This window comes from Polynucleobacter sp. 30F-ANTBAC (assembly GCF_018882385.1).
Classification (GTDB): domain Bacteria; phylum Pseudomonadota; class Gammaproteobacteria; order Burkholderiales; family Burkholderiaceae; genus Polynucleobacter.
In genome coordinates this window covers 543,508-569,722 of sequence record NZ_JACVON010000002.1, presented here as the reverse complement: position 1 = coordinate 569,722, position 26,215 = coordinate 543,508, and the positions used below count along the sequence as shown (strand labels likewise).

Annotated in this window: 25 protein-coding genes, 2 tRNA genes and 1 pseudogene; 12 read left to right on the top strand and 16 right to left on the bottom strand. The window is 44.7% G+C overall.

Features of this window, described 5'->3' with window-relative positions:
• Nucleotides 1–132: 132 nt before the first annotated feature.
• From ICN28_RS08385 to ICN28_RS08360, 6 genes are all read right to left on the bottom strand, one after another.
• Nucleotides 133–1,677 (bottom strand): 2-isopropylmalate synthase, encoded by a 1,545-nt coding sequence (locus ICN28_RS08385; RefSeq protein WP_216287796.1) that lies wholly within the window; start codon nucleotides 1,675–1,677, stop codon nucleotides 133–135.
• Between the two features lie 178 nt (nucleotides 1,678–1,855).
• Complete coding sequence (pssA, locus tag ICN28_RS08380; RefSeq protein ID WP_216287794.1) at nucleotides 1,856–2,710, bottom strand: CDP-diacylglycerol--serine O-phosphatidyltransferase; 855 nt, start codon at nucleotides 2,708–2,710, stop codon at nucleotides 1,856–1,858.
• A 10-nt stretch (nucleotides 2,711–2,720) separates the two neighbouring features.
• Nucleotides 2,721–3,368: a phosphatidylserine decarboxylase gene (locus tag ICN28_RS08375; RefSeq protein ID WP_216288217.1), complete on the bottom strand. Its 648-nt coding sequence runs from the start codon at nucleotides 3,366–3,368 to the stop codon at nucleotides 2,721–2,723.
• A 57-nt stretch (nucleotides 3,369–3,425) separates the two neighbouring features.
• The gene (ilvC, locus tag ICN28_RS08370) at nucleotides 3,426–4,442 is read right to left on the bottom strand and encodes a ketol-acid reductoisomerase (protein ID WP_216287791.1); all 1,017 of its coding nucleotides are present in this window, start codon (nucleotides 4,440–4,442) and stop codon (nucleotides 3,426–3,428) included.
• A 42-nt stretch (nucleotides 4,443–4,484) separates the two neighbouring features.
• On the bottom strand, nucleotides 4,485–4,976 hold the full coding sequence (ilvN, locus tag ICN28_RS08365; RefSeq protein ID WP_216287790.1) for an acetolactate synthase small subunit: 492 nt from the start codon (nucleotides 4,974–4,976) through the stop codon (nucleotides 4,485–4,487).
• Nucleotides 4,976–6,745, bottom strand: a complete 1,770-nt coding sequence (locus ICN28_RS08360; RefSeq protein WP_216287789.1) for an acetolactate synthase 3 catalytic subunit — start codon at nucleotides 6,743–6,745, stop codon at nucleotides 4,976–4,978. The genes ilvN and ICN28_RS08360 overlap by 1 nt, the downstream gene beginning before the upstream one ends.
• 196 nt (nucleotides 6,746–6,941) lie before the next feature.
• Between ICN28_RS08360 and ICN28_RS08355 the strand changes: the two genes are divergently transcribed.
• The 4 genes from ICN28_RS08355 to ICN28_RS08340 are packed head-to-tail and all read left to right on the top strand — an operon-like array spanning nucleotide 6,942 to nucleotide 9,086.
• Nucleotides 6,942–7,523: an RNA polymerase sigma factor gene (locus ICN28_RS08355; RefSeq protein ID WP_216287787.1), complete on the top strand. Its 582-nt coding sequence runs from the start codon at nucleotides 6,942–6,944 to the stop codon at nucleotides 7,521–7,523.
• Nucleotides 7,520–7,978, top strand: coding sequence for a DUF3619 family protein (locus tag ICN28_RS08350; protein ID WP_216287785.1), 459 nt, complete (start codon nucleotides 7,520–7,522; stop codon nucleotides 7,976–7,978). Before ICN28_RS08355 ends, ICN28_RS08350 begins: the two co-directional genes overlap by 4 nt.
• Before the next feature lie 14 nt (nucleotides 7,979–7,992).
• Nucleotides 7,993–8,493: a DUF3106 domain-containing protein gene (locus ICN28_RS08345; protein WP_216287782.1), complete on the top strand. Its 501-nt coding sequence runs from the start codon at nucleotides 7,993–7,995 to the stop codon at nucleotides 8,491–8,493.
• A 5-nt stretch (nucleotides 8,494–8,498) separates the two neighbouring features.
• Nucleotides 8,499–9,086, top strand: a complete 588-nt coding sequence (locus ICN28_RS08340; RefSeq protein WP_370626476.1) for an RDD family protein — start codon at nucleotides 8,499–8,501, stop codon at nucleotides 9,084–9,086.
• Here the strand turns inward: ICN28_RS08340 and ICN28_RS08335 are convergent.
• From ICN28_RS08335 to ICN28_RS08320, 4 genes are all read right to left on the bottom strand, one after another.
• Entirely contained in the window at nucleotides 9,042–9,431 is a 390-nt protein-coding gene (locus tag ICN28_RS08335) for a group II truncated hemoglobin (protein ID WP_216287781.1), read from the bottom strand. The two genes, ICN28_RS08340 and ICN28_RS08335, sit on opposite strands and share 45 nt — an antisense overlap.
• Before the next feature lie 38 nt (nucleotides 9,432–9,469).
• Nucleotides 9,470–11,965 (bottom strand): ABC transporter permease, encoded by a 2,496-nt coding sequence (locus ICN28_RS08330; RefSeq protein WP_216287780.1) that lies wholly within the window; start codon nucleotides 11,963–11,965, stop codon nucleotides 9,470–9,472.
• A 124-nt stretch (nucleotides 11,966–12,089) separates the two neighbouring features.
• The gene (locus ICN28_RS08325; protein ID WP_370626483.1) at nucleotides 12,090–13,055 is read right to left on the bottom strand and encodes a tripartite tricarboxylate transporter substrate binding protein BugE; all 966 of its coding nucleotides are present in this window, start codon (nucleotides 13,053–13,055) and stop codon (nucleotides 12,090–12,092) included.
• Nucleotides 13,056–13,196: 141 nt separating this feature from the next.
• Nucleotides 13,197–13,273 (bottom strand) — tRNA-Arg (locus ICN28_RS08320).
• Between the two features lie 28 nt (nucleotides 13,274–13,301).
• On the opposite strand from ICN28_RS08320, the pseudogene greB reads away from it, so the two are divergent.
• Nucleotides 13,302–13,778, top strand: a pseudogene (gene greB / locus ICN28_RS08315) (transcription elongation factor GreB); the annotation flags it as partial.
• On the opposite strand, the gene ICN28_RS08310 reads toward greB, so the two are convergent.
• From ICN28_RS08310 to ICN28_RS08295, 4 genes are all read right to left on the bottom strand, one after another.
• Entirely contained in the window at nucleotides 13,756–16,038 is a 2,283-nt protein-coding gene (locus ICN28_RS08310; protein ID WP_216287778.1) for a RelA/SpoT family protein, read from the bottom strand. The pseudogene greB and the gene ICN28_RS08310 overlap by 23 nt on opposite strands.
• A gap of 13 nt (nucleotides 16,039–16,051) precedes the next feature.
• Nucleotides 16,052–16,255, bottom strand: a complete 204-nt coding sequence (gene rpoZ, locus ICN28_RS08305; RefSeq protein WP_215286832.1) for a DNA-directed RNA polymerase subunit omega — start codon at nucleotides 16,253–16,255, stop codon at nucleotides 16,052–16,054.
• A 116-nt stretch (nucleotides 16,256–16,371) separates the two neighbouring features.
• On the bottom strand, nucleotides 16,372–16,992 hold the full coding sequence (gene gmk, locus ICN28_RS08300) for a guanylate kinase (RefSeq protein WP_216287777.1): 621 nt from the start codon (nucleotides 16,990–16,992) through the stop codon (nucleotides 16,372–16,374).
• Between the two features lie 24 nt (nucleotides 16,993–17,016).
• The gene (locus ICN28_RS08295; RefSeq protein ID WP_216287776.1) at nucleotides 17,017–17,937 is read right to left on the bottom strand and encodes a YicC/YloC family endoribonuclease; all 921 of its coding nucleotides are present in this window, start codon (nucleotides 17,935–17,937) and stop codon (nucleotides 17,017–17,019) included.
• Between the two features lie 22 nt (nucleotides 17,938–17,959).
• Between ICN28_RS08295 and rph the strand changes: the two genes are divergently transcribed.
• Genes rph through hemW form a run of 3 tightly spaced genes read left to right on the top strand, consistent with a single transcriptional unit; the run spans nucleotide 17,960 to nucleotide 20,497 of the window.
• The gene (rph, locus tag ICN28_RS08290) at nucleotides 17,960–18,691 is read left to right on the top strand and encodes a ribonuclease PH (protein ID WP_216287775.1); all 732 of its coding nucleotides are present in this window, start codon (nucleotides 17,960–17,962) and stop codon (nucleotides 18,689–18,691) included.
• Complete coding sequence (rdgB, locus tag ICN28_RS08285; protein WP_216287774.1) at nucleotides 18,691–19,302, top strand: RdgB/HAM1 family non-canonical purine NTP pyrophosphatase; 612 nt, start codon at nucleotides 18,691–18,693, stop codon at nucleotides 19,300–19,302. Before rph ends, rdgB begins: the two co-directional genes overlap by 1 nt.
• A 13-nt stretch (nucleotides 19,303–19,315) precedes the next feature.
• Complete coding sequence (gene hemW / locus ICN28_RS08280; protein ID WP_216287772.1) at nucleotides 19,316–20,497, top strand: radical SAM family heme chaperone HemW; 1,182 nt, start codon at nucleotides 19,316–19,318, stop codon at nucleotides 20,495–20,497.
• A 90-nt stretch (nucleotides 20,498–20,587) separates the two neighbouring features.
• Here the strand turns inward: hemW and ICN28_RS08275 are convergent.
• A tRNA-Ser gene (locus ICN28_RS08275) sits at nucleotides 20,588–20,677 on the bottom strand.
• Between the two features lie 85 nt (nucleotides 20,678–20,762).
• On the opposite strand from ICN28_RS08275, the gene pgi reads away from it, so the two are divergent.
• Entirely contained in the window at nucleotides 20,763–22,220 is a 1,458-nt protein-coding gene (pgi, locus tag ICN28_RS08270) for a glucose-6-phosphate isomerase (RefSeq protein WP_216287770.1), read from the top strand.
• Between the two features lie 45 nt (nucleotides 22,221–22,265).
• On the top strand, nucleotides 22,266–23,651 hold the full coding sequence (locus ICN28_RS08265; RefSeq protein WP_216287768.1) for a phosphomannomutase/phosphoglucomutase: 1,386 nt from the start codon (nucleotides 22,266–22,268) through the stop codon (nucleotides 23,649–23,651).
• Nucleotides 23,652–23,726: 75 nt separating this feature from the next.
• On the opposite strand, the gene panD is transcribed toward ICN28_RS08265, so the two are convergent.
• Nucleotides 23,727–24,095, bottom strand: coding sequence for an aspartate 1-decarboxylase (gene panD / locus ICN28_RS08260; protein WP_216287766.1), 369 nt, complete (start codon nucleotides 24,093–24,095; stop codon nucleotides 23,727–23,729).
• 114 nt (nucleotides 24,096–24,209) lie between these two features.
• On the opposite strand from panD, the gene nadA reads away from it, so the two are divergent.
• On the top strand, nucleotides 24,210–25,322 hold the full coding sequence (gene nadA / locus ICN28_RS08255) for a quinolinate synthase NadA (protein WP_216287761.1): 1,113 nt from the start codon (nucleotides 24,210–24,212) through the stop codon (nucleotides 25,320–25,322).
• 19 nt (nucleotides 25,323–25,341) lie between these two features.
• The gene (gene nadC / locus ICN28_RS08250; protein WP_216287759.1) at nucleotides 25,342–26,205 is read left to right on the top strand and encodes a carboxylating nicotinate-nucleotide diphosphorylase; all 864 of its coding nucleotides are present in this window, start codon (nucleotides 25,342–25,344) and stop codon (nucleotides 26,203–26,205) included.
• The last annotated feature ends 10 nt before the right edge of the window (nucleotides 26,206–26,215 follow it).

Below are 26,215 nucleotides of genomic sequence, written 5' to 3'. Positions count from 1 at the left end.
ACTCCATACTTGCGAACATTCGAGCTAAAACTCATTCAATGTTGAGTTCTTACCCAAGATGTCGTGCGAATTGTTGAAAAAACTTCTTAAGCTCTTTCCAGGCAAATACCTAGAAAGAGCCAAGATTATAGCCTAAACAGCCATTTGAGCATTTAATTTGTGCTGACTAGGGTCATGAAGCTTATTTAAAGCTGCCAAATACGCTTTAGCTGAGGCTGCCACAATATCTGGATCCGTACCAACGCCATTCACAATTCTGCCGCCTTTTGAAAGACGGACGGTCACTTCACCCTGTGACTCTGTCCCCGTAGTAATCGCGTTCACAGAATACAAAAGCTGCTCTGCCCCGCTTTTTACCTTGGATTCAATCGCATTCAAGGTGGCATCGACAGGGCCATTGCCTTCAGCTTCAGAAATGAACTCTTCCCCACCTGATTTGAAGATAACCTTTGAAAAAGGGCGTTCCCCAGTCTCAGACCTTTGTGACATTGATATAAAACGATAGTAGTCACTAGCTTCTTCAGCGTTATTACCAACAATCGCAGTGATATCTTCATCAAAAATCTCTGCTTTTTGGTCAGCCAAGGTCTTAAATCTGGCAAAAGCCTCATTCATATCGGCTTCCGTTTCTAACTCAATACCCAACTCTTGCAAACGCTGCTTAAAGGCGTTTCGTCCTGATAATTTGCCCAAAACAATCTTATTGGCAGCCCAACCCACATCTTCAGCACGCATAATTTCATAGGTATCACGAGCTTTTAAGACGCCATCCTGGTGAATACCTGACGCATGGGCAAAGGCATTCGCCCCCACCACTGCTTTATTAGGCTGAACCACAAAGCCTGTAATCTGAGACACCATCTTAGATGCCGGTACGATTTGGGTCGTATCGATGCCAACTGACAAATCAAAGTAGTCTTTACGGGTTTTAATCGCCATAACAACCTCTTCCAATGAGGTATTACCAGCTCTTTCACCCAAACCATTGATCGTGCACTCTACTTGACGCGCACCACCAATTTTGACGCCAGCCAATGAATTTGCAACACCCATACCCAAGTCATTGTGACAATGAACAGACCAAATGGCTTTATCTGAATTAGGGATACGCTCGCGCAAGGTCTTGATAAATTCGCCGTAAAGTTCTGGCACGGCATAACCCACCGTATCAGGCACGTTAATGGTGGTAGCACCCTCGGCAATCACAGCCTCAAGCACGCGGCACAAGAAATCCATCTCAGAGCGGTAACCATCCTCTGGTGAAAACTCAATGTCATTGGTATGGTTGCGTGCAAAGCGAACCGCTGCCTTGGCTTGCTCAAATACCTGATCCGGCGTCATGCGCAATTTCTTCTCCATGTGCAATGGAGAAGTTGCAATAAATGTATGAATACGCTTTGAGTTGGCACCTTTCAACGCCTCGGCTGCTCGACTGATATCGCGTTCGTTGGCGCGAGACAAGGAACAAACGGTGGAGTCCTTGATCACCTGAGCAATCGCAGAAATAGCAGCAAAGTCACCATCGGAACTCGCAGCAAAACCGGCTTCGATCACATCGACTCTTAAGCGCTCAAGCTGTCTGGCAATCCTAACCTTTTCATCTTTGGTCATCGAAGCACCAGGAGACTGCTCACCATCTCTCAAGGTGGTATCAAAAATGATTAATTTATCTGTCATAAAAACTCCCCAACTTACAAAAATTTCAAAATAAAAAACCCCAGTTTGACTGGGGTTCGTGTTGTTTTGCTTGTACTAAGTGTTTAAGCGTGCACAGACCCCAGGTTTTGACCTAGTTTTAGTAGTAGTAGCAGTGACAAGCTGTTGTTCATGTTTACCAATATACACAAAAAATGAATTAATTGTTAGAAAGCATATCTGAGGCTTTCTTCTTTCGCAAGAAGATCTTTTGCCACAACCAGAAAACATAGCCGGATAAGGCATAAGCCACAAACAAACCAAACAAAGCCACAGGAGGGTCACTTGACACCAATACAAAGCCCAAGATGATCAAAATCATCACGCCAAAAGGCGCTCTGTATCGCACATCCAAAGCCTTACCACTGTAAAAGAGAGCATTCGAAACCATCGTAATGCCCGCATAGATGGTTAAGCAAAAAGTCACCCAAGGCAACGCTAACTCTTGAACCGGCAACTTGTTATCAACCGCGAGCCAGACAAAACCAGCAATCAAAGATGCTGCAGCAGGACTCGGTAATCCCTGAAAGAAACGCTTATCAACTGTACCGATGTTGGTATTAAAACGTGCCAAACGCAAAGCAGCGCCTGCGCAGAAAACAAATGCAGCCAACCAGCCCCATTTACCTAAATCTTTCAAAACCCACTCATACGCAATCAAAGCAGGTGCCACACCAAACGAAACCATATCGGTTAGCGAGTCATACTGCTCACCAAAAGCACTCTGAGTATTGGTCATGCGGGCCACACGGCCATCCATACCATCCATGACTAAAGCAATAAAAATGGCAATAGCGGCTATTTCAAAACGCTGATTCATTGATTGAACAATCGCAAAGAACCCACAAAATAAATTCGCGGTTGTGAAAGCGTTTGGCAACAAGTAGACACCACGGTTGCGTGGTCTTGTATCTTCACCGGTATCGCGTGCCATCCAATCAGACTTGCGTAGCGGCGTTGTTTTGCCGGACAAACCGCGAGACGATCTTAGTTTTCTACGTCGAAATATGCTCATAGACTAGGTTTTAGTCCAATCCTGGTAATTTAGCTAGTATGGTGGTTGTCGCAGACACTTTATCGCCAACAGTCACCATTGGCTCAGCTTCGAGAGGTAAATACACATCGACTCTGGAGCCAAAGCGAATAAAGCCGTAACGCTGACCCTTTTTAAGCTTGTCACCTAAATGGGCGTAACAAAGAATACGGCGCGCAATCAAACCTGCCACTTGAACCAAGGTCACCGTATGACCATTGGCATCAAACACAACAGCATTACGCTCGTTTTCTGTCGATGCTTTATCCAAGTCAGCATTAACAAACTTACCTGGAAAATACTCAATTTGTTTAATCGTGCCATTCACCGCTGCACGGTTGGAATGCACATTAAATACGTTCATAAAGACACTGATCTTTAATGCATCGCGACGAGCATACGGATCAAATGTTTTTTCAACAATGATGATGCGGCCATCTGCTGGAGATAAAACCGCATCCTTTACAACCGGTACTAAACGACCTGGGTCTCTAAAAAACTGTAAAACAAACGCAAAAATAATCCAGAAAGGCCATGACCATGCCCAACCACCTGTTGAATGAACAACAAAGAGGATGAAGCCTGCAATGGCTACGTGAGGCCACCCTTCTTTAGCAATGATTGGATGAGGGTAATTTATAGCCATCTTTATTTTCTTTCTGGATATCTTTTAATGTCTGCTTACAAGCTTAATAAATTAGTTCTTGCTTTGATCAACTAATTTATTTTTAGCAATCCAAGGCATCATGGCACGTAACTTACCACCCACCTCTTCAATTTGATGCTCTGCAGTCAAACGACGACGTGAAATCAAAGTTGGTGCACCTGCTTTGTTTTCTAAAATGAAGCTCTTCGCATACTCACCAGTTTGAATGTCTTTCAAACACTGACGCATAGCATTTTTAGTGTCTTCAGTTACAACACGTGGGCCAGTGACATACTCACCGTATTCAGCATTGTTTGAGATAGAGTAGTTCATGTTGGCGATACCACCTTCGTAGATCAAATCAACAATCAACTTCAACTCATGCAAACACTCGAAGTAAGCCATCTCAGGAGCGTAACCAGCCTCAACCAATGTTTCGAAACCAGCTTTGATCAATTCAACTGTACCGCCACATAAAACAGCCTGCTCACCGAACAAGTCAGTTTCTGTTTCTTCGCGGAAGTTTGTTTCGATAATGCCAGCACGACCACCACCGTTAGCAGCAGCGTATGACAAAGCTACATCACGAGCTGAACCTGTTTTATCTTGGTGAACAGCGATCAAGTGAGGCACACCACCACCTTGAGAGTATGTGCCACGAACTGTATGACCAGGTGCTTTTGGAGCAATCATGATCACGTCAACATCGTGACGAGGCACTACTTGACCGTAGTGAACGTTAAAACCGTGCGCAAATGCTAGAGCAGCACCTGCTTTGATATTTGGTGCAACTTCCTTGTTGTAAACGTCAGCGATTTGTTCGTCAGGCAACAACATCATCACAACGTCAGCGCCTTTAACAGCTTCAGCAACTTCTTTAACTTGCAAACCAGCGTTAGCCGCTTTAGACCAAGAAGCGCCATCTTTGCGCAAACCAACCGTTACCTTAACGCCAGAATCATTTAAGTTCTGTGCGTGAGCGTGGCCTTGTGAACCGTAACCAATGATAGTTACTTGCTTACCTTTAATAAGTGATAAGTCTGCATCTTTATCGTAAAAAACTTTCATGCTTTTTCCTATTTTTAATCAGTTTGTTATTAGTTAAAAAAATTACACTTTCAGGATACGCTCACCGCGACCAAGACCAGAGCTGCCAGTTCGAACTGTTTCCAAAATGGCACTGCGATCAATAGCTTCGATGAAAGCATCTAATTTACTACTATCACCCGTTAACTCGATGGTGTACGACTTATCGGTTACATCGATGATGTGCCCACGGAAAATATCCGCTAGGCGCTTCATTTCTTCACGCTCTTTACCAACCGCCCGAATCTTAATCAACATGAGTTCGCGCTCAATGTGTGGGCCATCACTCAAATCAATTAGTTTTACAACGTCCACTAAACGGTTCAAGTGTTTGGTAATTTGCTCGATCACATCATCTGAACCAATTGAAACAATGGTCATCCGAGACAAAGAAGGATCTTCAGTCGGTGCAACCGTTAGGGTTTCGATGTTGTAACCACGAGCAGAGAATAAACCAACCACACGCGATAAGGCGCCCGGTTCGTTTTCTAATAAAACAGAAATAATATGGCGCATTACAGATCCTCACTTCCTAAAAGCATTTCAGTAATGCCTTTACCAGCTTGAACCATTGGCCAAACGTTTTCAGTTGGGTCAGTTTGGAAATCCATAAATACTGTTCTATCTTTCATTTTGAAAGCTTCGCGCAATGCGGGCTCCACATCTGATTTTTTCTCGATGCGCATACCAACGTGGCCATAAGATTCTGCCAACTTAACAAAGTCAGGCAATGAGTCCATGTAAGAGCTTGAGTAACGTTTGTTGTACGTCAACTCTTGCCACTGGCGAACCATACCTAAGTAGCGGTTATTCAAAGAAACAATCTTGACAGGCGTGTCGTACTGCTTGCAAGTGGATAGCTCCTGAATACACATCTGTATGGAACCTTCACCGGTAATCGTCACCACCTCAGAGTCAGGGAATGCTTTTTTGATACCCATGGCATAAGGCAAACCAACACCCATCGTGCCCAAACCACCGGAGTTGATCCAACGACGTGGCTTATCAAATTTGTAGAACTGGGCTGCCCACATTTGATGCTGACCAACGTCAGAACAAATGAATGCATCACCCTTTGTTAATTCCCAAATCTTTTCAACCACGTACTGTGGCTTCACGATTTCAGTATCACGATCAAAACTGAGACAGTCTTTTTTGCGCCACTCGTTAATCTGTGACCACCAAGCATCTACTTTCTTTTGATTCTTACGTGGACCAGCCGCTTTAAGCATCTCAGTCATCTCAACCAATACCTCTTTGAGATCACCGACGATAGGCACATCTACTTTAACGCGCTTTGAAATCACGGATGGATCGATATCGATGTGAATGATTTTTCTTGGCACACTTGTAAAGTGGGCTGGATTACCAATCACTCGGTCATCAAAACGTGCGCCAATTGCAATGAGTACATCGCAATGCTGCATCGTCATATTTGCCTCATAAGTGCCGTGCATTCCCAACATACCCAAGAAATGAGGGTCTGTACCTGGGAAACCACCAAGACCCATCAATGTATTGGTTACGGGGTAACCCAATAAATCAGCGAATACTTTAAGTTCAGGAGCAGCGTCAGAAAGAATCACGCCACCACCGGTATAGATGTATGGGCGTTCTGCTTCCATCAACATAGAAACCGCTTTGCGCACTTGACCGCTATGACCTTTGATCACTGGGTTATAAGAACGCATGTTGATTTCTGCTGGGTAGTTAAAGTGTGCTTTTTGGAATGACACATCCTTAGGAATATCCACTACGACAGGACCAGGACGACCGGTTCTAGCAATGTGGAAAGCTTTCTTAAGAGTCAAAGCCAAATCAGCAGGGTCTTTAACCAAGAAATTGTGTTTAACAATCGGGCGTGTAATACCAACTGTGTCGCACTCTTGGAAGGCGTCTTCACCGATCGCGTTCGTTGGAACGTTACCCGTAATGATCACCATAGGGATCGAGTCCATATAGGCTGTCGCAATACCTGTTACAGCATTGGTCACACCTGGACCAGACGTTACAAGAGCTACACCGACATTCCCAGTGGCACGAGCGTAACCATCCGCAGCATGGACAGCCGCTTGCTCATGACGAACGAGGATATGTTCAAATTTGTCTTGTTTGAAGATCTCGTCATAAATAAATAAGACGGATCCACCTGGGTAACCCCAGACGTATTCCACACCTTCAGCATGAAGGGCATGGACCAAAATTTCGGCACCAATCATTTCAGGGCCATTTGGAGTTTGATTTTTAGCAGGGTTCAAAAGTTCCGCGCTGGTAGTTGTATTCATTTGTATTAGTCCTTTGCAATTTTCGGCAAAAAATTGTTTGGGCTACTCTGGCTCCGTGCTTGTGGCTCGGGTTCGAGTGGCGGTCGCTTGATCCGGGGAAAACCATCTTATGAAAGGCCCGGTAAGTCGAGCTGATTATTTTAGACCATAACGCCTTATTAGGGGTAGGTTTATCAGTCGTTGTCTAATAGAGGCTATGGCTTCTGCAAAAGAATTGTCTGACTTCCTCCAAGGAGTCCAGGCCAAATCCTTCAAACGTACCGTGTTTGCTACACGGGACGAGGAAGCAGCTTTAGATATTGTGCAAGATAGCATGATGAAATTAGCCGAAAAGTACGGTCACCATGAGGTATCTGAGCTACCCCTACTCTTCACCAGAATTCTCCAAAATACAACCTTAGACTGGTTCCGACGCCAAAAAACTCAAAATACTTGGATTAGTTTCTTTTCCTCATTCAAAAAGGGCTCAAAAGATAGTTTTGATGATTTTGACCAGTCAGATCCTCTGGAGTTCCTTGAATCTATTGAAGAAAATATTAATTCTGAGGATGGTTCAGCTCAATTGGAACGCAAACAATTGATTGAAATGTTAGAAATAGCTGTATCTAAGCTCCCATCTCGTCAACGAGAAGCGTTCCTCATGCGTTATTGGGATGATTTAGATATTTCTGAAACTGCCAAACTGATGGGTTGCTCCGAGGGAAGTGTGAAAACACATTGCTCTAGAGCTACCAGCGCCTTGGTAGAATCTCTTAAAAAACAAGGGTTTAAGCCGTGAACACCATCAAAAACCATCAAGAGCATGCCGCCTTTGCTGAAAAGCGCTTGGGAGCACTTGCCCGCGAATTGCTCGATGAAGGTGTCAAACAGCTTCCAGAACAGATTAACGCTCGCCTCAACCAATCCAGAGCTCTTGCTCTAGCTGCTTACCCACACCAAGAGAAATTGGCAACTGAATGGCTTTTTGCTGGCTTCCCGAGGACACTCTCCACTAACTGGGCTTCAAAAATGTGGGGGGCACTGGGAATAGCCCCTATTTTTGCCCTTAGCTTGGCATTATTTGCTATTGCTGGCTGGCAACAGGATGAGCGAATCAAAGACATTGCAACTGTTGATAAAGCCATTTTGACGGATACCGTACCTCCTGAGGCCTATAAAGATGATGGCTATGTCCGCTATTTACTGACCAATGGCAAAGATTTAGTTGTTGAAGAAGACGAAGAAGATATTTAATGATCGGAGTTTTCTTGAGCGCTTTTCGACCCACAAGCTTGAAATACCAAACACAACTTTTTCAACAAATTTGTGCGGCTTCAAATCGCTTTGCTCGCCAACTGATCATGGGACTCTTGCTAATCAGCTTAGGTCTTGGCTTTGCTCAAGCGCAGGCATGGAACGCTCTGAACGAAGAGCAACGTTCGGTTTTAGCGCCGCTTGAAGAAGACTGGTCTTCTTTGAATCAGAATCGCCAGAAGAAATGGGTAGAGGTTGCCAACCTTTACCCCAAAATGAGCGAAGCCGATCGTATAACTTTACAGTCACGGATGTACGAATGGTCAGGCCTATCGAGCAGACAGCGACAAAGAGCGCGCGATAACTATTTAAGAACTTTAAAAATATCACCCGAGAAAAAAGCTGCTGCGTGGGAAAACTACCAACAACTCAGCGATGAAGATAAAAAACTCTTGGCTGAAAAAAGAGCTGCCTCTTCCAAACGTACCACAGTGACTTCACCAGCGCTAAAATAGCGCTTGTGAAACCCTCAGAAAAATTTACCCCTCTTCCAGCTGACTATCTCAGCTCACTGCCCTCACCAACAATCAAACGTCGCATTATTTTGAATCTTTATGAGATGCTGGTGCTAATGGGCGTCGCTGCACTTTTATTTTTAATGCCTCACTTGATCATTGGCGTCATGCTCGAAGTCACTGCGCCAGCGTGGTTTTTGTTAGCCCACATTTATTTAGTATTGGCTTTTTACTTTGTTTGGTATTGGACTAAAACGGGTCAAACACTGGCGATGCAAACCTGGAAAATACAAATGGTTAGCAAAGAGGGGCAAATCTTGAAACGTTCACAGGCGTTAAAACGATACGCGTTGGGATCGCTTTGGCTCATCCCTGCTGCCATTGCTTTATTTATCTCTGTGAGAACAGGCGGCTCCGAAAAAATGGGCACCTACTTCTCCATCATATTTTTTTCTGTGACGCTATTTCTCTGGCCACTCACAGCTTTATTGGATCGTAAAGATCGCCAAACACTACCAGACCGATGGGCTGGCACGCGCTTAGTTCAACTACCCCGCTTGATTCCTCATCCAGTCAGCGGTAGTGAAAAATGATTGCATCAAGCGCTCAAATAGAAGCCCGTTAATTCCAACATCTTTCATTGCTTGACGCATGCATTGCAACCATTGATCTCTCTCGGAGATCCCAATGGGAAACGTCATATGTCGTGCTTTGAGACGTGGATGGCCATACTGTTGAACAAATAAATCAGGGCCACCCATCCAACCACTTAAAAACATAAATAGTTTATCGCCTGAACTCGTCAAGTCTTGTGGATGCATCACTCTAATACCAGCATATGCAGGCTCCAAAGCCATCAAGTCATAAAAACGAGTCACAAGCTCGCGAAGTTTTTCTTCGCCGCCAATTAACTCATAAGTTGTTTTTTGTTCTGACATAACTGATTCAATTCGTTAGTAAATAGATAAGATAACTTTCAAACTTCTCTCAAAATTTCATTGGCGGAACTTCTGGTCATTTTTCTTTGTAGCCAGATACCACCTAACATGCACACAGCACCGCCTAATAGCATGCCATAAACCAAAATCATCCAAGAAGGCTTTAACTGTAACTCAAACACAAAATGAGCCAATGCCCAACCAACAACCAAAGCACCAGCAGCAGCCAACCCCCCAGCAATCAAACCAATGGCCGCTAACTCGGTATAAAAAGAACGGCTGATTTGAGTATTGGTCGCCCCTAAAGTTTTTAATAGGCCCGCATCCTTTAAACGCTGATCTTGAGTAGAGGCTAACGAAGCAGCCAATACCAATCCGCCCGCACAAATCGTTAAGGCAAATAAAAGCTCAATGGCAGCAGAGAGCTTATTCAAAACATCTTGAACTTGATTAAGCGCGGCCTCCACATCCACGACCGTGATGTTCGGGAATTGGCTAACCAAAGAAATATCAACTGGCAAAGCACCGGCAGGAGTGGGTGATTGTTGATAAGCAGTAATCCAAGTTTGCGGCATATCCACCATCATGGCTGGCGGCAAGATCGCAAAGAAGTTCACACGCATACTTCCCCAGTCCAATTGTCGAATAGAGGTCACTTTAGCCTCCACAGGAATGCCTGCAATATCAAAAGCCAGCGTATCTCCTAATGAGAATCCTAAAGTCTTAGCAATCCCTTGCTCCATTGATATTTCTGGCAAGTTCGTTGCCCCATGCCACTGACCTGCCACCAACTTATTTTTATCAGGCATCTCCGAAGCATAAGAAAGGTTAAATTCTCGATCAACCAACCTCTTGGCCCTGGCATCTTGATAGTGATCCGGCATCACCAACTTTTGATTGATGTGCGTGAGTCTACCTCTGATCATCGGGTACAAAATCACTTGATTTACCTGAGCCGCAAAAAGTTTTTCCTGAATAAGATTTTTTTGCTCTGGCTGGATGTTGATTAGAAACCGATTTGGAGCATCCGCTGGCGCTCCAGTTTTCCATGCGCTCAACAGATCCTGTCTCACAACAGCTAAAAGTAGCAAAGCCATGATGGCAATCGCTAATGAAGCAATTTGTAAACCTGTGAATAAACTTCTTCTCGATAAAGATTGCCAAGCAAAGCGCTGGACCACATGACGGCCAAAAATAGAATGCTCTGCTAACTTGGCAAAACCATGTACCGCCACCCAAGAAATAAGAACAAAGACCACAGCGCAAGCAGCAAAACCACCTAAGGTGATTAAAGCCAACTTGAAATCTTTTGCTACCAGAATCAATAAACCAAAGAAACTCATTAAACCTAACAACATTAACAACCATGTGGAGGTTTTGGGAAAAGGAATATCTTTCCTTAGAACACGTAACGGTGAAACATCGCTTAAGGCCATAAGCGGTGGCCAAATAAACCCTAACAACAAAACCACCGATACCAATAAAGACCAAATTAACGGCCAAATCGATGCTGGTGGCAAATCAGCAACCAATAGATCCCCTAGGAATAGCAATAACGCTTGATGCCCGAGCCAACCTAAAAATGCCCCCATCAAGCCACCCAATATCGCCACAACCAAACTTGCTCTGAAGTGCTCGAATAAGACTTGTTTTCTGCTAGCCCCCAAACACTTCCAAATCGCTGCAGGGCTAGATTGTTTGGAGATATAGCGCTTGGATGCTAAAGCCATTGCAACAGCAGCAATCATGGCTGTGAGCATTGCAACGAGTGATAAGAATCGTTCAGCCCTATCCAAGGTTGCCCTCATTAAAGGTTGAGCATTATCAACATCTTCCACTTTCACGCCACGTAACTGCTGCGAGCTAATTTTCTGATCAACCCATATCAAATAATCTTCAACCAGTTTGTCAGAGCCAGAAATGAGAAAGCGATAAGTCACACGACTACCAAACCCAATGAGTTGAGTGGCAGCTAATTCTGAATCACGAATCATCACGCGTGGCGCAAAATTTAAAAAGCCAGCGCCTTTATCCATCTCTTGCGTCAAAACGGCACTGATCTTGAATTGAGATTGACCCAAGCTTAGAAGATCTCCTACTTTGAGATTTAAGCTAGGCAACAAGGTAGGGTCGACCCACACGGTACCGGGCTCTGGAATACCCTGAACAGCCACCCCTTTTGAAACTCCATCTGAACTAATTTTGAGCGTACCGCGCAACGGGTAATTCTCTGTAACCGCTTTTAAAGCCACCAGCTTGGCTTGTTGACCGCCACTGGACATGGTTGGGAAAACAGTTGTTTGGGCCGTATTCAACCCTCTTGATTGAGCCTCTTGAAGAAACAGGGCTGGCAAGGGTTGATCACTCTGAATCAATGCATCGGCAGCAATTAACTGCTTCGCATCACGTTCAAATGCTCGTTGCATCCTATCGGCCAAATAAGCCACACTACTTAAAGATGCAACAGATACAACTAGCGCAACGAAAAGCCAAATAAATTCTATCGACCTCAGAGAGCGAGTTATTGGACTCATAAATCTTTCTTGAATAAGCTATCAATGTAGCTGCTGTCGTTTGAGAAGCTTAAATATAAGCGAAATAAGCCCCGAACGTATGACCTGACATTGAAGGGGCTTTTTAAAATCCCCTCAATAAAAATTAATAGAGTGATAAGCCTTGAGCTGAAACTAGGTTTTTATAAATCTCAAACTCAGCCTTAATCTCTGCTCCAAATTGCTCGGGCGTATTACCCACAATAAAAGAGCCTGTATCAGCGATGCGTTTGCGAACGGCCGGGTCTTTTAAAACCTTCTGAACACCTTGATAGATCTTATCTACTGCCTCTTTTGACATCCCTGAAGGACCCAGTAAGCCGTAATAGGCCATACGATTGACAGGTGTTAAACCGACCTCAGCAAAAGTAGGTACATGCGGCAAATTAGCTAACCGCTTGGGGGCTGCCACCACAATCGGAATCAATCGACCCTCTTTGATATAAGGAATAGCTGAGGGTAAATTATCAAAAATAATAGGTACTTTGCCAGCAACTGTATCAACCAATGCAGGTCCTGCACCACGATATGGCACATGATTGATAACCGCACCACTTAGATTTTTAAATAACTCTGTTTGCAAATGTCCGATGCCACCTGCCCCTGAACTCGAATAGGCGTACTTACCTGGGTGACGTTTAATTAACTCAATAAATGATTTGTAATCTTTAGCTGGAAAGCTAGGGTGCACAGCAAGAACGTTGGGAGTTGCAGCAATATTGGTAATAGCCTGAAAATCTCTGATGGGGTCATACCCAATCTTCTTGTTAATTGCTGGGTTTGATGCTGTTGTCGAAACCGTAGCCATTCCGAGAACATAACCTTCTTTTGAGCTTTTGATGATATCGAGTGCCCCAATTGATCCACCAGCACCAGCTTTATTCTCAACTAGAACTTCTTGACCAAGAACCCGACTCAAAGGTTCAGCAATCGCTCTAGCAATAATGTCAGTACTTCCACCTGGGGCAAACGGAACAATTAAGCGAATAGGCTTATTAGGATAATTATGGGCAAAAGAAAGACTTGCGTTCGATAGTAGAACGATAAATCCAGCCATGACTAAACGACGCAATATCACTAACTTTTCCCTTAATTGAAGTATTTATTTTGAAATATTTGACCACAAAATTTATAGCCAAAATAAATAAATGGTTTCGGTAAATGTTTAACTTGAATGAAAAAGGGCCTAGTTATAAACTAGGCCCTTCTTATTTGGTGCGGCTGGCAGGAATTGAACCCACGACCCCTTGGTTCGTAGCCAAGTACTCTATCCAACTGAGCTACAGCCGCTTAAGACCAATATTATGCCATGGAAATTAAAAACTACATAACTCCTGCCGGTCACCAACGTATTAAAGATGAACTTTTGCATCTTTTGGACACCGAACGCCCGACGATTGTTAAAACAGTCACATGGGCAGCCTCCAACGGCGACCGCTCTGAAAATGCTGATTATCAGTATGGTAAGAAGCGCCTACGGGAAATTGACCGGAGAATTTACTTCTTAACCAAGCGCTTAGAAGATGCCGTTGTAGTTGACCCAGAGACTCGCGAACAAACAGATCAGGTATTTTTTGGTGCCACAGTCACCTTTGCCGATGAAGATGGCACAGAAACAACCGTTGCCATTGTGGGTGTAGATGAGGTCGACATGGATAAAGGCCATGTGAGCTGGATCTCACCGATTGCTAAAGCACTTATCAAAGCTAGGGAAGGTGATACCGTGAAACTGGCAACTCCAACGGGTATGAAAGCGGTTGATATTTTGCGGGTTACTTACCAAAAACTCTTGTAATTCTTAAGATATCCGCATTCTGCCTTAAGCGCCTCATGACCTTAGCGAGATGGTATCGGCTATCAACCTGAATAACAAAGTGAATGGAAACAGCACCCACCTCAGTGAAACGATCTTCCATAGCAACGTGAGCAATATTGGCATCAGCCGAGGTTAGCGTGCCGGCAATCTTTGCTAAAACACCTTTACCATTTTTAACATCGACACGAATGGCCACATCAAAGCTACGCTTAATGTCATCCGACCACACCACATCAATCCAATGCTCTGGATCACGGTGCTGCAAACGCAAAGCTTGACGGCAAACATCGGTATGAATTTGCAAGCCCTCTCCTTTGCCAAGGTAACCCAAGATAGTGTCGCCAGGGATAGCGTGACAACAGGCAGGGAAAGTCACTGATTGACCACCCGCTCCATCAATCATAATGGCTTGACGATGGTGAATAGTCGACTCATCAGCAGGATCCCAATCCGGGGTATCCAAACGCATTTGTGAAGAATGACCTTTATTTTCATAAACAATCATCTCAATACGCTTCGCAATCACAGCTGGGACGCGATGCCCCATGGCCATATCGGCACACAACTCTTCACGACCTTTTGAACCGGTCCAATGCAAAAGCTTTTCCCAAACCTCATCCGTTACCAAAGCGGCATCACTGCCTTGCTGTCTGAGAGCCTGAGATAACAAACGCTCACCCAACTGAATCGCTTCCGAGTAACGGCGGGTTTTTAAGAAGTGGCGAATAGCTGCCCTGGCTTTACCTGTTTTAACAAAAGTGAGCCAGACAGGATTTGGTTGAGAATTAGGCACAGAAGTAATTTCAACAATATCGCCATTCTTCAATTCTGTTCTAAGCGGTAGCTGAACACCATTCACCTTAGCGCCCACACACTCATTACCCAAGTCACTATGAACTGCATAGGCAAAGTCTAAAACTGTTGCGCCTCTTGGCAAAGCTCGGATTTGACCCTTAGGTGTAAAGACGTAAACAGCATCCGGGAACAAATCAATTTTGACATGTTCCAAGAACTCTTGAGAGTCGCCGCTCTTATTTTGTATATCAATTAACGACTGCAACCATTGATGAGCTCTGGTTTGCATTTCTGTTAAATCGTCATCACCTTCTTTGTAGGCCCAGTGTGCAGCAACACCTTCCTCCGCCACTTCGTGCATATCTTGGGTACGAATCTGGAACTCTACTGGCATACCAAAGGGGCCTACTAAAGTCGTATGAAGAGACTGATAGCCATTCAACTTAGGAATCGCAATATAGTCTTTGAACTTCCCGGGCATCGGCTTATACAAGGCATGTAAAACGCCAAGCGCTCGGTAGCACTCGTCCACCGTGTTGAGAGTTACCCTAAAGGCATAAACGTCTAACACTTGAGAAAAGCTCAAGTGCTTCTGACGCATCTTCATATAAATACTGTAAAGCGTTTTTTCGCGCCCACGTAAATCCGATTCCAAACCAGATTTACTTAAAGCCATTCTGGCGGCATCCAAGATTTTCGCCACCATTTCTTTACGGTTACCACGGGCCTTTTTAATCGCATTATTCAAAGTGGCATAACGAAACGGCGCCCAGTTCATAAAGCTTAAGTCTTGGAGCTCTCGATAAACTTGATTAAGACCTAGGCGATGGGCAATCGGGGCGTAAATTTCAGAAGTTTCTAAGGCAACTCTCTTCCGCTTAGCCAAAGCCATCGCGTCCAGAGTTCTCATGTTGTGCAAGCGGTCAGCTAACTTCACCAAAATGACTCGAACATCGCGAGCCATCGCCATGAACATTTTTCTAAAGCTCTCGGCTTGAGCCTCAGCATGGCTTTGGAACTCTAGCTTATCTAACTTCGTTAAACCCTCCACCAGTTCCGCTACTTTGCTGCCAAAGACTTCCACCAACTCCTCACGGGTACTGCCGGTATCTTCAATCACATCGTGTAACAGCGCGGCCATGATGGAAGAGGCATCCAAACGCCAACTGGCGCATAACTCAGCAACGGCTAAGGGGTGGGTAATGTAAGGCTCACCACTCTGGCGATACTGACCCAAATGGGCTGAATCAGCATATTGAAAAGCTTTACGAACTAAAGCTATTTCTTCAGGCTTGAGGTGGGTAATTTTTTCAGTAAGTCCCGCAAGCGAAATGACTTGCGGTTTGGGAGGCTTAGCCGGCTGGGACGTGGGTCCAAATAAATGCCGGCTAGACTGCTCTAGGATGGCGGCTAAGATGCCTTGTGCATCAGGATTGGTAGCCACCGTGTATCACCTCTTAGAGAGGTACTTTAACCAACATATCTCGATCTGTAACGCCAGCAGCAACTTCACGCAAAGCCGTTACTGTTGGCTTATCTTTGGCGTTAACTCGTGGAGCGTGTCCTTGAGCCAATTGGCGAGCGCGATAAGTCGCAGCCAAGACCAATTCAAATCGATTAGGAATTGTTTTTAAGCAATCTTCTACAGTGATACGTGCCATATATTTAACTCAAAAAGTACTAGGAATACCCAAAGGATAACGCACTTGTGAAAAAGTCACCGAAAGTTCGTTTTATGCCAATAATTAAATCAGGTGTTTAAGCCTCAGAGAACGACTTATTGAAGGCCCAACTCAGTAGCTAATTGGTGGTGTTTGGATAACTGAGAACTGGCTCGCAAACGACTCGTGGAGATGATTTGACGCAGTTCAAATAAAGCGGATTCAAATAAATCATTCACCACCAAGTAATCCGCTTCACGAGCATGACTCAATTCATCTTTAGCCGCAGAAACTCTGGCTAATATGGTCTTCTCATCATCTTGACCTCTTTTACGCAAGCGCTCTTCTAAGGCTTGAATCGATGGCGGCAAGATGAATATCCAAATAGTGTCAGAAATCATTTTCTGGATTTGGCGGGCGCCCTGCCAATCAATTTCCAAAAGAACATCTTTACCACTTTGCATTTGCGCTTCAATCCAAGATTTGGATGTACCGTAGTAGTTGCCGTGAACCTCAGCCCACTCTAAAAAATCCCCTGCTTCTTTTCTTTTTAGAAAGTCTTCCTTGGTTAGAAAGTGGTACTCACGACCATTTTCTTCACCAGGACGAGGTGAGCGTGTGGTGCAAGAAATCGATAGTTGAATCGCTGAATCTTTCTCTAGGAGCGCTTTAACCAAAGAAGATTTGCCTGCACCTGATGGTGCAACCAACATCAACATACTGCCTGTGTAACCCATAACGCTCTCCTGAAACTAACTTGTTTACTCGAGGTTTTGCACTTGTTCACGCATTTGCTCTATTAACAACTTCATCTCAATTGAAGCATCACTACTTTCTTGAGATACCGACTTTGAACCTAAGGTATTAGCTTCACGATTGAGTTCTTGCATTAAGAAATCCAATCGCTTACCAACAGGGCCGCCCTTCATAAGAGCTGCCTCAACAACATCCAAATGGGTCTTTAAGCGACTTAACTCCTCGGCCACATCAATACGAACACCATAAAGAACCACTTCCTGCCTAATTCTGTCAGAAATATCGGTTTTAGAGTTGGCATTACCTTGTGCATCAATACCGGTCAATATCTCAGTTAAGCGCTCCGATAACTTGGCTTGATGAGCTGCAACAATCGTTGGAATCAAGGGCTCCATCTTGGCAACAATGGCTCTGATGCCATTCACGCGCTCCATAAGAACGCCACGCAAAGCTGAGCCTTCTTCCTGACGACTCAGCTTAAGAGCTTTGACAGCTTCATTCGCTGCTTCCACCGTGGCATGACGCCACAACTCCTCGTTAGCCTTGGATTCATTGAGAATGCCAGGCCAACGCAGAATTTCACCCATCTTGAGACTTCCAGCATTGGGCATCTCTTTTAAGACAGCAGCCTCAAGGGCTTTTAAACCAATCAGAGCACCTGGATTGAGCAAGTCTGTGGGTGCTTGCGCTGCAGATGCCTCACGCAAGATATTGATTCGAAACTCAACCTTTCCCCTAGAAAGCTGTTTTGTCACTAGCTCTCTAATCCCCATTTCAGAGGATCTGCACTCTTCGGGCGAACGTATGTTCAAATCTAGGAAACGACTATTCACAGAGCGGCATTCCACCGCTACAGTTGCATAGACACCGCCACCCAGATCTAATTGTCTGGAGGCACTACCAAAACCGGTCATACTTTCTATCATTCATCCATTGTAAAGTCCTATCATGACAATATCCAAACGCCCTAGTAATCGCAGCCCTGAAAATTTACGCCCAATCAAGATGATTCGAGGTTTTACCAAGCACGCAGAAGGCTCTGTGCTGATTCAGTTTGGTGATACCCACGTGCTTTGCACGGCCTCTATCCTTGAAAAAGTACCCCCTCACAAGAAGGGCAGCGGGGAAGGCTGGGTAACAGCCGAATACGGCATGCTGCCAAGAGCCACCCATACCCGCAGCGATAGAGAAGCGGCTAAAGGCAAGCAAAGCGGAAGAACCCAAGAGATCCAGCGCCTAATTGGGCGCTCTATGAGAAGTGTTTTTGACCTGAAGCTTTTGGGCGAAAGAACCCTCCACCTGGATTGCGATGTTCTTCAAGCGGATGGTGGCACACGAACTGCAGCCATTACAGGGGCATTTGTGGCAGCAAGAGATGCGGTTAATCAATTACTAGAGAAAAAGCTGATTGCAGCCGACCCTATCAAAGATCATGTGGCAGCTATTTCAGTAGGCATCTACCAAGGTACACCTGTTCTAGATCTGGATTACGCAGAGGATTCCTCATGCGATACCGATATGAATGTGGTCATGACTGGCAAGGGTGGCATGATTGAAATTCAAGGCACGGCCGAAGGTGATGCTTTTTCTAGAGCTGAACTAGATGCTCTATTAGGTTTGGCTGAAAAAGGCATCCAAGAATTAGTCACGTTACAGAAATCTGCTTTAGCTCAAAAATAATGTCGCAAAGAAAAATAGTTTTAGCCTCGAATAATGCTGGGAAAGTGAAAGAGTTCAATGCTCTTTTTACGCCGCTTGGTATTGAAGTGATTCCTCAAGGGGTTTTGGGTATTCCTTCGTGCGAAGAGCCTTTCCCAACGTTTATCGAAAATGCTATCGCCAAAGCAAGGCATGCCAGCAAGCTGAGTGGCTTACCCGCTCTAGCAGATGACTCTGGGATCTGCGTTGACGCCTTAGGAGGGCATCCAGGGGTTTTATCAGCCAGGTTTGCCTTGAGCGATCAAAAGAGAGATCCCAGCGATGCTGACAACAATGCTCTGTTGGTGCAACAACTTTTGGGATGCACCCGTCGTCAAGCGCACTTTACTTGCACACTGGTTTTTTTAAATTCTGAAATCGATCCGGAGCCTCTCATTGCATTAGGTCATTGGCAGGGTGAAATTCTAGAAACGCCAAAAGGTTCATCAGGGTTCGGTTACGACCCCCTTTTCTGGGTGCCTGAACTGAAAAAAACAGCTGCGGAAATGAGCGCTGAAGAAAAGAATCAAATAAGCCATCGAGGCCAAGCACTTCAAAAATTGCTGGCTCAATTGCCTAAAAAGTTAAGTTAATTTTTAAGTAGTCATGCCGAGCTTACTAACTTCTTTGCCACCCCTATCTCTCTATGTCCACATTCCATGGTGCATCAAGAAGTGCCCCTATTGCGACTTCAACTCGCATCAAATTAAGGACGTGGGTGGCGAGCTCGTTAAAAAACAAGGCTTTGATGAGTCACGCTATTTAGAAGCTCTCAAGATCGATTTACAAAGCGTACTCCCCAAAGTGTGGGGGCGTCGCATCCACACGATCTTTATTGGGGGCGGCACACCAAGCCTCCTATCTGAACAAGGGCTCGATCAATTGCTCTCGGATATTCGAGCACTGCTCCCTGTGAATGCCGATGCTGAAATCACCATGGAAGCTAATCCAGGCACCTTTGAAATTGAAAAATTTAAGAGTTTTTCCAAGAGTGGCATTAACCGGATTTCACTAGGCATTCAAAGTTTTAACGATGAAAAACTCAAAGCACTTGGTCGTATTCACGATGGCGCTCAGGCACAACAAGCCATCACTTCAGCATTAGAGTTATTTGATCAAGTTAATCTGGATTTAATGTACGCCCTCCCCGGACAAACAATCGATACGGCATTGGCCGATATTCGCCAAGCCATTAGCTTTAATCCAGCCCATATATCGCTTTACCATCTCACTTTAGAACCTAATACATTGTTTGCGAAATACCCCCCGGTTCTTCCAGATGATGACAGCGCTTTTGAAATGCTTGATGCCCTAATGGCAGAGTTAGCCTTGGCAGGCTATGGTCGCTACGAAGTGTCAGCGTATGCCAAAGCGGGACATCGTTGCCAACACAATTTAAATTATTGGCAGTTTGGAGATTACATTGGTATTGGCGCAGGAGCCCATGGCAAGATCTCTGCTCACAATCAGATTGCCAGACAAACGAATGAACGTCACCCAGACGCTTACATGGACAAGATCTTCAAGCAAGGTCATGCCCTCATTGAAGAGAGACTGCTAGACAAAGATGATTTGCCATTCGAGTACATGCTCAATGTCTTAAGGCTCACGGATGGCGTTCCAAGTTATGAATTCAAAGAAAGAACGGGGCTAGAAATTGCTGCCATCAACAGCATGCTGGAACAAGCTCTCAAAAAAGGGCTTTTAGATGAAGATCCAAGATTTATTAAACCCTCTGCTTTGGGACTTCAGTATCTCAATGACTTGCAAATGCTGTTTTTAAAATAAGTCTTATCCAGCCAACTATTTTGGCTCCTTTTACTCAATTTTGAGCATAAAAAAACCTCCCAAGCATTGCTGCTGGGAGGTTTTATATTTTGGCGGAAGCTGTGAGATTCGAACTCACGGAGGACTCGCATCCTCGGCAGTTTTCAAGACTGCTGCATTCAACCACTCTGCCAAGCTTCCAAAACAGCCGCAATTATAGAGTCATCTTTGCCCGTCTGTCGATTTTTTTCACTTTTTGACCCTTTGACCTTGTTAAAATCTATAAATGTCGAAATTAATTAGCGCTGTAGGCCTCACCTTAGATACGGCTTATCAAAACATCTCTGACCAAGAAATGAGTCAGTTGATTGAGATGGCTATTACAAAAGGCGCCTTTCAAAAACGTGACAGCCTCTTTGCCGGTAAAAATATCAATCAATCCGAGAATCGAGCGGCCCTGCATCCCGCATTGAGAAATGTATCGGGTGACGCCATGTTGGTTGATGGCGTCGATGTCATGCCTCTCGTCAAAGGCGTATGGCAACGTATTGAAGGATTTTGCAATCAACTGATTGGCATCACGGATGTGATTTGTTTGGGTATCGGCGGCTCCGACTGGGGTCCGCGCTTGGTATGTGACGCCCTTCATCAAATCAACCCACAAGATGGCAAAGCCATTCGCCTGCATTTTGTAGCAAACGTGGATAGCGCCGAACTAGCAACAGCCTTATCAAAAGCTCAACCACGCAGTACACGAGTGATCATCACTTCTAAGACTTTTACAACCTTAGAAACTATCAGAAACGCGCAAACAGTCATCAATTGGCTAAAAGCCAACCAAGTGAGCGCCTCGCAAGTTAAGAAATGTTTAATCGGTGTTACCGCCAATCCAACTGCTGCAGAAGAGTTTGGTATTGCGCCAGAGAACATCTATCCATTTTGGGATTGGGTGGGTGGCCGCTTTTCAGTTTGGTCAGCAGTAGGCTTCCCGATCGCCATTAAGTATGGCTTTAAAACATTCAAAGAATTTTTATCAGGCGCTCATGCCATGGATCAGCATTTCGTCAGCGCACCAGCGGCTGAGAATATGCCATTGATCCTTGCTTTGACGCTTATACATAATCAACAAAAACATCAGATTACAGCCAAGGCAATCGTTCCTTATGCGCATGCCTTGAGATTTTTGCCTGAATGGTTGCAACAGCTTGAGATGGAAAGCCACGGCAAGAGTGTGACGAATGATGGCTCGAGTTGCGACCCCACTTCACCAGTTGTTTTTGGTAGTGCAGGCAGCAACTCTCAGCACAGTTATTTCCAAATGCTGCACCAAGGCAATCAAATTATTCCAGTGGACTTTATTGCCATCAAAGAACCGATGAGCGATCTCCCTGAAGCCAAAGAACATCACCAATCCTTAATTGCGAATTGTTTAGCTCAGGCTCAGGCTTTAGCAAATGGCTCTAAAGAAGAGTTTGCTTATGACTCATGCCCTGGCGGCCGTCCTAGCAACTTAATCTGGGTTGATCGATTGGATGCTTATCACTTGGGCGCTCTACTCGCTCTATATGAGCATCGTGCGCTTTGCTTAGGCGCAATCTGGAATCTCAATAGCTTTGATCAGCCCGGTGTTGAGCTAGGTAAAAAATTGGCTAAACCAATTCAGTCAGCTCTAAAAGGCGATAACCCTACTCTCGATGGCATCGATAGCATCACAGCCTCTCGAATCAAGTGGTTGAATACTTAATCGATTCAATCTACTCATCTCCACTTACTCAAACGGCGTCTTTCCATGGAACTATCAGCATCAATTTTTAAAGCTTATGACATTCGTGGTGTCATTGATAAAACATTGGATCCATCGATTGCACGATTAATCGGGCAATCGTTTGGCAGCGCCATTCGCGACCTTGGCGAGAAAGTATGCGTTGTTGGACGTGACGGTCGCTTGTCGGGCCCCACACTCATGCAAGGCCTCACAGAAGGCCTTCTGTCGGTTGGCGTTGATGTCATTGATTTAGGTGTTGTAGCTACCCCAATGGTTTACTTTGGCACCAACATTTTGATTAATAGTCAGCAGGCTAAATCAGGCATCATGATTACTGGCAGCCACAACCCTCCAGACTATAACGGCTTCAAAATGGTTTTAGGTGGCGCTGCTATTTATGGGGAACAAATCCAAGCTTTGCGTGAACGCATCGTTCAAAAGCAATTTGCTACAGGTACTGGTGTTAGAACGGAATACAACATCTTCCCAGAGTACCTTCAAAGAATCATCGGCGACGTTAAATTAAAACGTAAGATGAAAATTGCAGTGGATTGCGGCAACGGTGTTGGCGGTGCCTTTGCTGGTCGATTATTTAGAGAGCTTGGTTGCGAAGTAGAAGAACTGTTCTGCGAAGTCGATGGCACATTCCCGAATCATCATCCAGATCCAGCACATATCGAAAATTTACAAGACCTCATTAAGAATCTACAAACAACCGATAATGAATTGGGTTTAGCATTTGACGGTGACGCTGACCGATTAGGTGTCGTCACCAAAGATGGTCAAGTCATTTTCCCGGATCGTCAAATGATGTTGTTTGCCAAAGATGTTCTATCAAGACATCCAGGCGCTCAAATTATTTACGATGTGAAATGCACACGTAACTTAGCGACCTCTATTAAAGAATCAGGTGGTGAGCCCCTCATGTGGAAAACGGGTCACTCGTTGGTTAAAGCTAAATTAAAAGAAACAGGCGCCCCGCTTGCCGGTGAAATGAGCGGTCATATTTTCTTTAAAGACCGCTGGTATGGATTTGATGATGGCTTATATACAGGTGCCAGGTTATTAGAGATCCTTAGCTCAGAGAAAGATCCTAATGCCACGCTCAATAACCTTCCCAATGCTATCTGTACACCTGAGTTACAGATGCCTTGCGCTGAAGGTGAAGCTTTTACCTTACTAGATAAAATCAAAGCCGGCGCTCAATTTCCGAGTGCTGAATCTGTTAACACCATCGATGGCGTTCGCGTTGAGTATGCCGATGGATTTGGCTTGGCTAGACCATCCAATACAACACCGATTGTTGTGATGCGTTTTGAGGCAGATTCTGAAGAGGCCATTCAACGCATTCAGAATGAATTCAAGCAAGCATTTTTAGCCATTAAGCCTGAAGCCAAATTACCGTTTTAACGAATAGTTAAGCAATCAGTCATTAAAAAAGCAGCCTAGGCTGCTTTTTTAATGACTGATGGAACAACTCATCCATCAGAGTGTAATTTTTTTGATTTCTTTAATTTGATTTTTCTCATTCACCAAGATAACTTTAGGAATAAAAGTCTTGGCATCCGCCTCACTCATGCCTCCATAAGTACAAATAATGAGCAAATCACCCACATGGGCTTTACGAGCCGCCGCTCCATTCAGTGAGATGGCTCCAGAGCCTCTAGCTGCTTTAATGATGTAGGTAGAAAAGCGCTCACCATTATTGATGTTGTAAAGCTCGATTTTTTCAAACTCACGCATATCCGCAGCATCTAATAGATCCTCATCGATACCACATGAACCTTCATACTCTAGATCAGCCTCTGTCACCGTGACACGGTGCAATTTCGCGCGCAACATAATTCTTTGCATAAACTTTCCTCCGGGTGGGAATTCTACCCTGATAGACTCTAATCAGCCTTAAAAAATCCGCTTTAATGTTCATAGAATTAAGGCTGAGGCTAAAAATTGCCTTAATATCTGTCTATGACTACAGAATTATTTGACTACCCATTGCAAGACGCAACAGGCACTACTTGCATTGCTCAAGCTTGGGCAAAAGTTCCTCCAACACTCCATAAAGATCAAAAAAATCAAATAATTCAAGCAATTAAGAGCGAGTTAGTTCGACAAAATGCGGTTTTAGTTGCCCACTACTATGTTGATGGTGATATCCAAGACCTTGCCTGGGAAACCGGTGGCTTTGTTGCCGACTCATTAGAGATGGCCAGATTTGGAAAGAATCACCCTGCTCAAAAATTAATTGTGGCTGGCGTTAAGTTCATGGGGGAAAGCGCCAAAATTTTAAGTCCTGAAAAAACAGTCTTGATGCCCGATTTGGATGCGACCTGCTCGTTGGATTTAGGTTGCCCTGCTGATGACTTCACTAAGTTCTGCGATGCCCACCCCGATCGCGAAGTGGTGGTCTATGCCAACACCAGCGCTGCTGTTAAAGCACGAGCTGATTGGATGGTCACGAGCTCATGTGCTTTAGCTATTGTTCATCACTTAAAAGAACAAGGTAAAAAAATTCTTTGGGCACCCGATCGTCATCTAGGTCGCTACATTCAGGATCAAACCGGTGCAGATATGTTGCTCTGGGAAGGTCACTGCATTGTTCATGATGAATTTAAAGCGATTGAATTAGAGACCCTTAAAGCAAAGCATCCCAATGCCATGATTTTGGTTCATCCAGAATCACCCTCACATGTGGTTGACCTAGCTGATGTCGTGGGCTCTACATCGGCCATGATCAAAGCAGTGGTTGAAGGGACAGCGCAAGAATATATCGTTGCCACTGACAAAGGCATCTTGCATCGCATGCGCCAATTAGCTCCTGGCAAAACACTCATTGAAGCACCAACCGCTGGCAATAGTGCCACCTGTAAAAGTTGCGCTCACTGCCCTTGGATGGCCATGAATGGTCTTCAAGGCATCTTGAATTGTTTAACAGAACAATCAGGTGAAATCATCATCAATGAAGATGTTCGCCTGAAAGCAAAGATTTGCATCGAGAAAATGTTAGATTTCACAGTAAATAATCCAGAGCTATTAGCCAAAGCACAACATGGCTTTGTTAAAAATATCGGCGCTGCTTAAGTAGACAACTCATAAATTTATGTTTGATCACAACGAATCCATCGAGCAAGCGCGTGAGCGCAATATTAAAGATGCCTTATATGAAGATATAGGCACCGGTGACTGGACCGCCATGCTCGTTCCCAACGACCATCCAGTTCAAGCCAAATTAACTGTCAGACAAGTCGCCGTTCTTTGTGGAAAAGATTGGTTTGAAGGATGTCTCTTTGCCTTAGATCCACAGGCTTCGATTCAATGGCACTACGCAGAAGGTGATGAGATGACAGCTAACTCAACTGTTTGCGAAATAACAGCTTACCCAAGAGCCCTTCTATCGGCCGAACGTCCTGCACTTAATTTTCTACAGTCACTCTCTTGGACGGCCACGATTACCCGTGAACATGTCAAAGCTATTGAGGGAGCGAGCCCAAACCCCAAAGGCTGCGCAGTACTTGATACTAGAAAAACGATTCCTGGGCTTCGTCAGGCCCAAAAATATGCTGTTACTGTTGGGGGCGGTCAAAACCAACGTTTAGCTCTTTGGCATGGCATTCTGATCAAAGAGAATCACATTGCTGCGGCAGGTGGCATTAAAGCCGCTTTAAAGGCTGCTACAGACCTCCAATCAGGAGTCGCCATCCAAATCGAGGTTGAAACAATTGAAGAGCTTCAAGAGGCTTTGGAGGCGGGAGCCCAAAATATCCTGATCGACAACTTCACATTGGAACAAATGAAAGAAGCTGTGAAGATCACTGCAGGGAGAGCTCTTTTAGAGGCTTCGGGCGGCGTTAGCTTGGATCAACTGAGATCTATTGCCGCCACAGGAGTAGATCGCATCTCCATTGGTAAATTAACCAAAGATATCATTGCTGTTGATTATTCGTTACGAGTCTCGAACAGCTAGCTGATTTTAT

Excerpts from the sequence above, each read along its gene's own strand:
- ICN28_RS08385 (WP_216287796.1), bottom strand. The coding sequence starts at position 1,677 with ATGACAGATAAATTAATCATTTTTGATACCACCTTGAGAGATGGTGAG.
- pssA (WP_216287794.1), bottom strand. The coding sequence starts at position 2,710 with ATGAGCATATTTCGACGTAGAAAACTAAGATCGTCTCGCGGTTTGTCC.
- ilvC (WP_216287791.1), bottom strand. The coding sequence starts at position 4,442 with ATGAAAGTTTTTTACGATAAAGATGCAGACTTATCACTTATTAAAGGT.
- ilvN (WP_216287790.1), bottom strand. The coding sequence starts at position 4,976 with ATGCGCCATATTATTTCTGTTTTATTAGAAAACGAACCGGGCGCCTTA.
- ICN28_RS08360 (WP_216287789.1), bottom strand. The coding sequence starts at position 6,745 with ATGAATACAACTACCAGCGCGGAACTTTTGAACCCTGCTAAAAATCAA.
- ICN28_RS08355 (WP_216287787.1), top strand. The coding sequence starts at position 6,942 with ATGGCTTCTGCAAAAGAATTGTCTGACTTCCTCCAAGGAGTCCAGGCC.
- ICN28_RS08335 (WP_216287781.1), bottom strand. The coding sequence starts at position 9,431 with ATGTCAGAACAAAAAACAACTTATGAGTTAATTGGCGGCGAAGAAAAA.
- ICN28_RS08330 (WP_216287780.1), bottom strand. The coding sequence starts at position 11,965 with ATGAGTCCAATAACTCGCTCTCTGAGGTCGATAGAATTTATTTGGCTT.
- rpoZ (WP_215286832.1), bottom strand. The coding sequence starts at position 16,255 with ATGGCACGTATCACTGTAGAAGATTGCTTAAAAACAATTCCTAATCGA.
- gmk (WP_216287777.1), bottom strand. The coding sequence starts at position 16,992 with ATGGGTTACACAGGCAGTATGTTGATGTTGGTTGCACCATCAGGTGCA.
- ICN28_RS08295 (WP_216287776.1), bottom strand. The coding sequence starts at position 17,937 with ATGATAGAAAGTATGACCGGTTTTGGTAGTGCCTCCAGACAATTAGAT.
- rph (WP_216287775.1), top strand. The coding sequence starts at position 17,960 with ATGACAATATCCAAACGCCCTAGTAATCGCAGCCCTGAAAATTTACGC.
- rdgB (WP_216287774.1), top strand. The coding sequence starts at position 18,691 with ATGTCGCAAAGAAAAATAGTTTTAGCCTCGAATAATGCTGGGAAAGTG.
- hemW (WP_216287772.1), top strand. The coding sequence starts at position 19,316 with ATGCCGAGCTTACTAACTTCTTTGCCACCCCTATCTCTCTATGTCCAC.
- pgi (WP_216287770.1), top strand. The coding sequence starts at position 20,763 with ATGTCGAAATTAATTAGCGCTGTAGGCCTCACCTTAGATACGGCTTAT.
- ICN28_RS08265 (WP_216287768.1), top strand. The coding sequence starts at position 22,266 with ATGGAACTATCAGCATCAATTTTTAAAGCTTATGACATTCGTGGTGTC.
- panD (WP_216287766.1), bottom strand. The coding sequence starts at position 24,095 with ATGCAAAGAATTATGTTGCGCGCGAAATTGCACCGTGTCACGGTGACA.
- nadA (WP_216287761.1), top strand. The coding sequence starts at position 24,210 with ATGACTACAGAATTATTTGACTACCCATTGCAAGACGCAACAGGCACT.
- nadC (WP_216287759.1), top strand. The coding sequence starts at position 25,342 with ATGTTTGATCACAACGAATCCATCGAGCAAGCGCGTGAGCGCAATATT.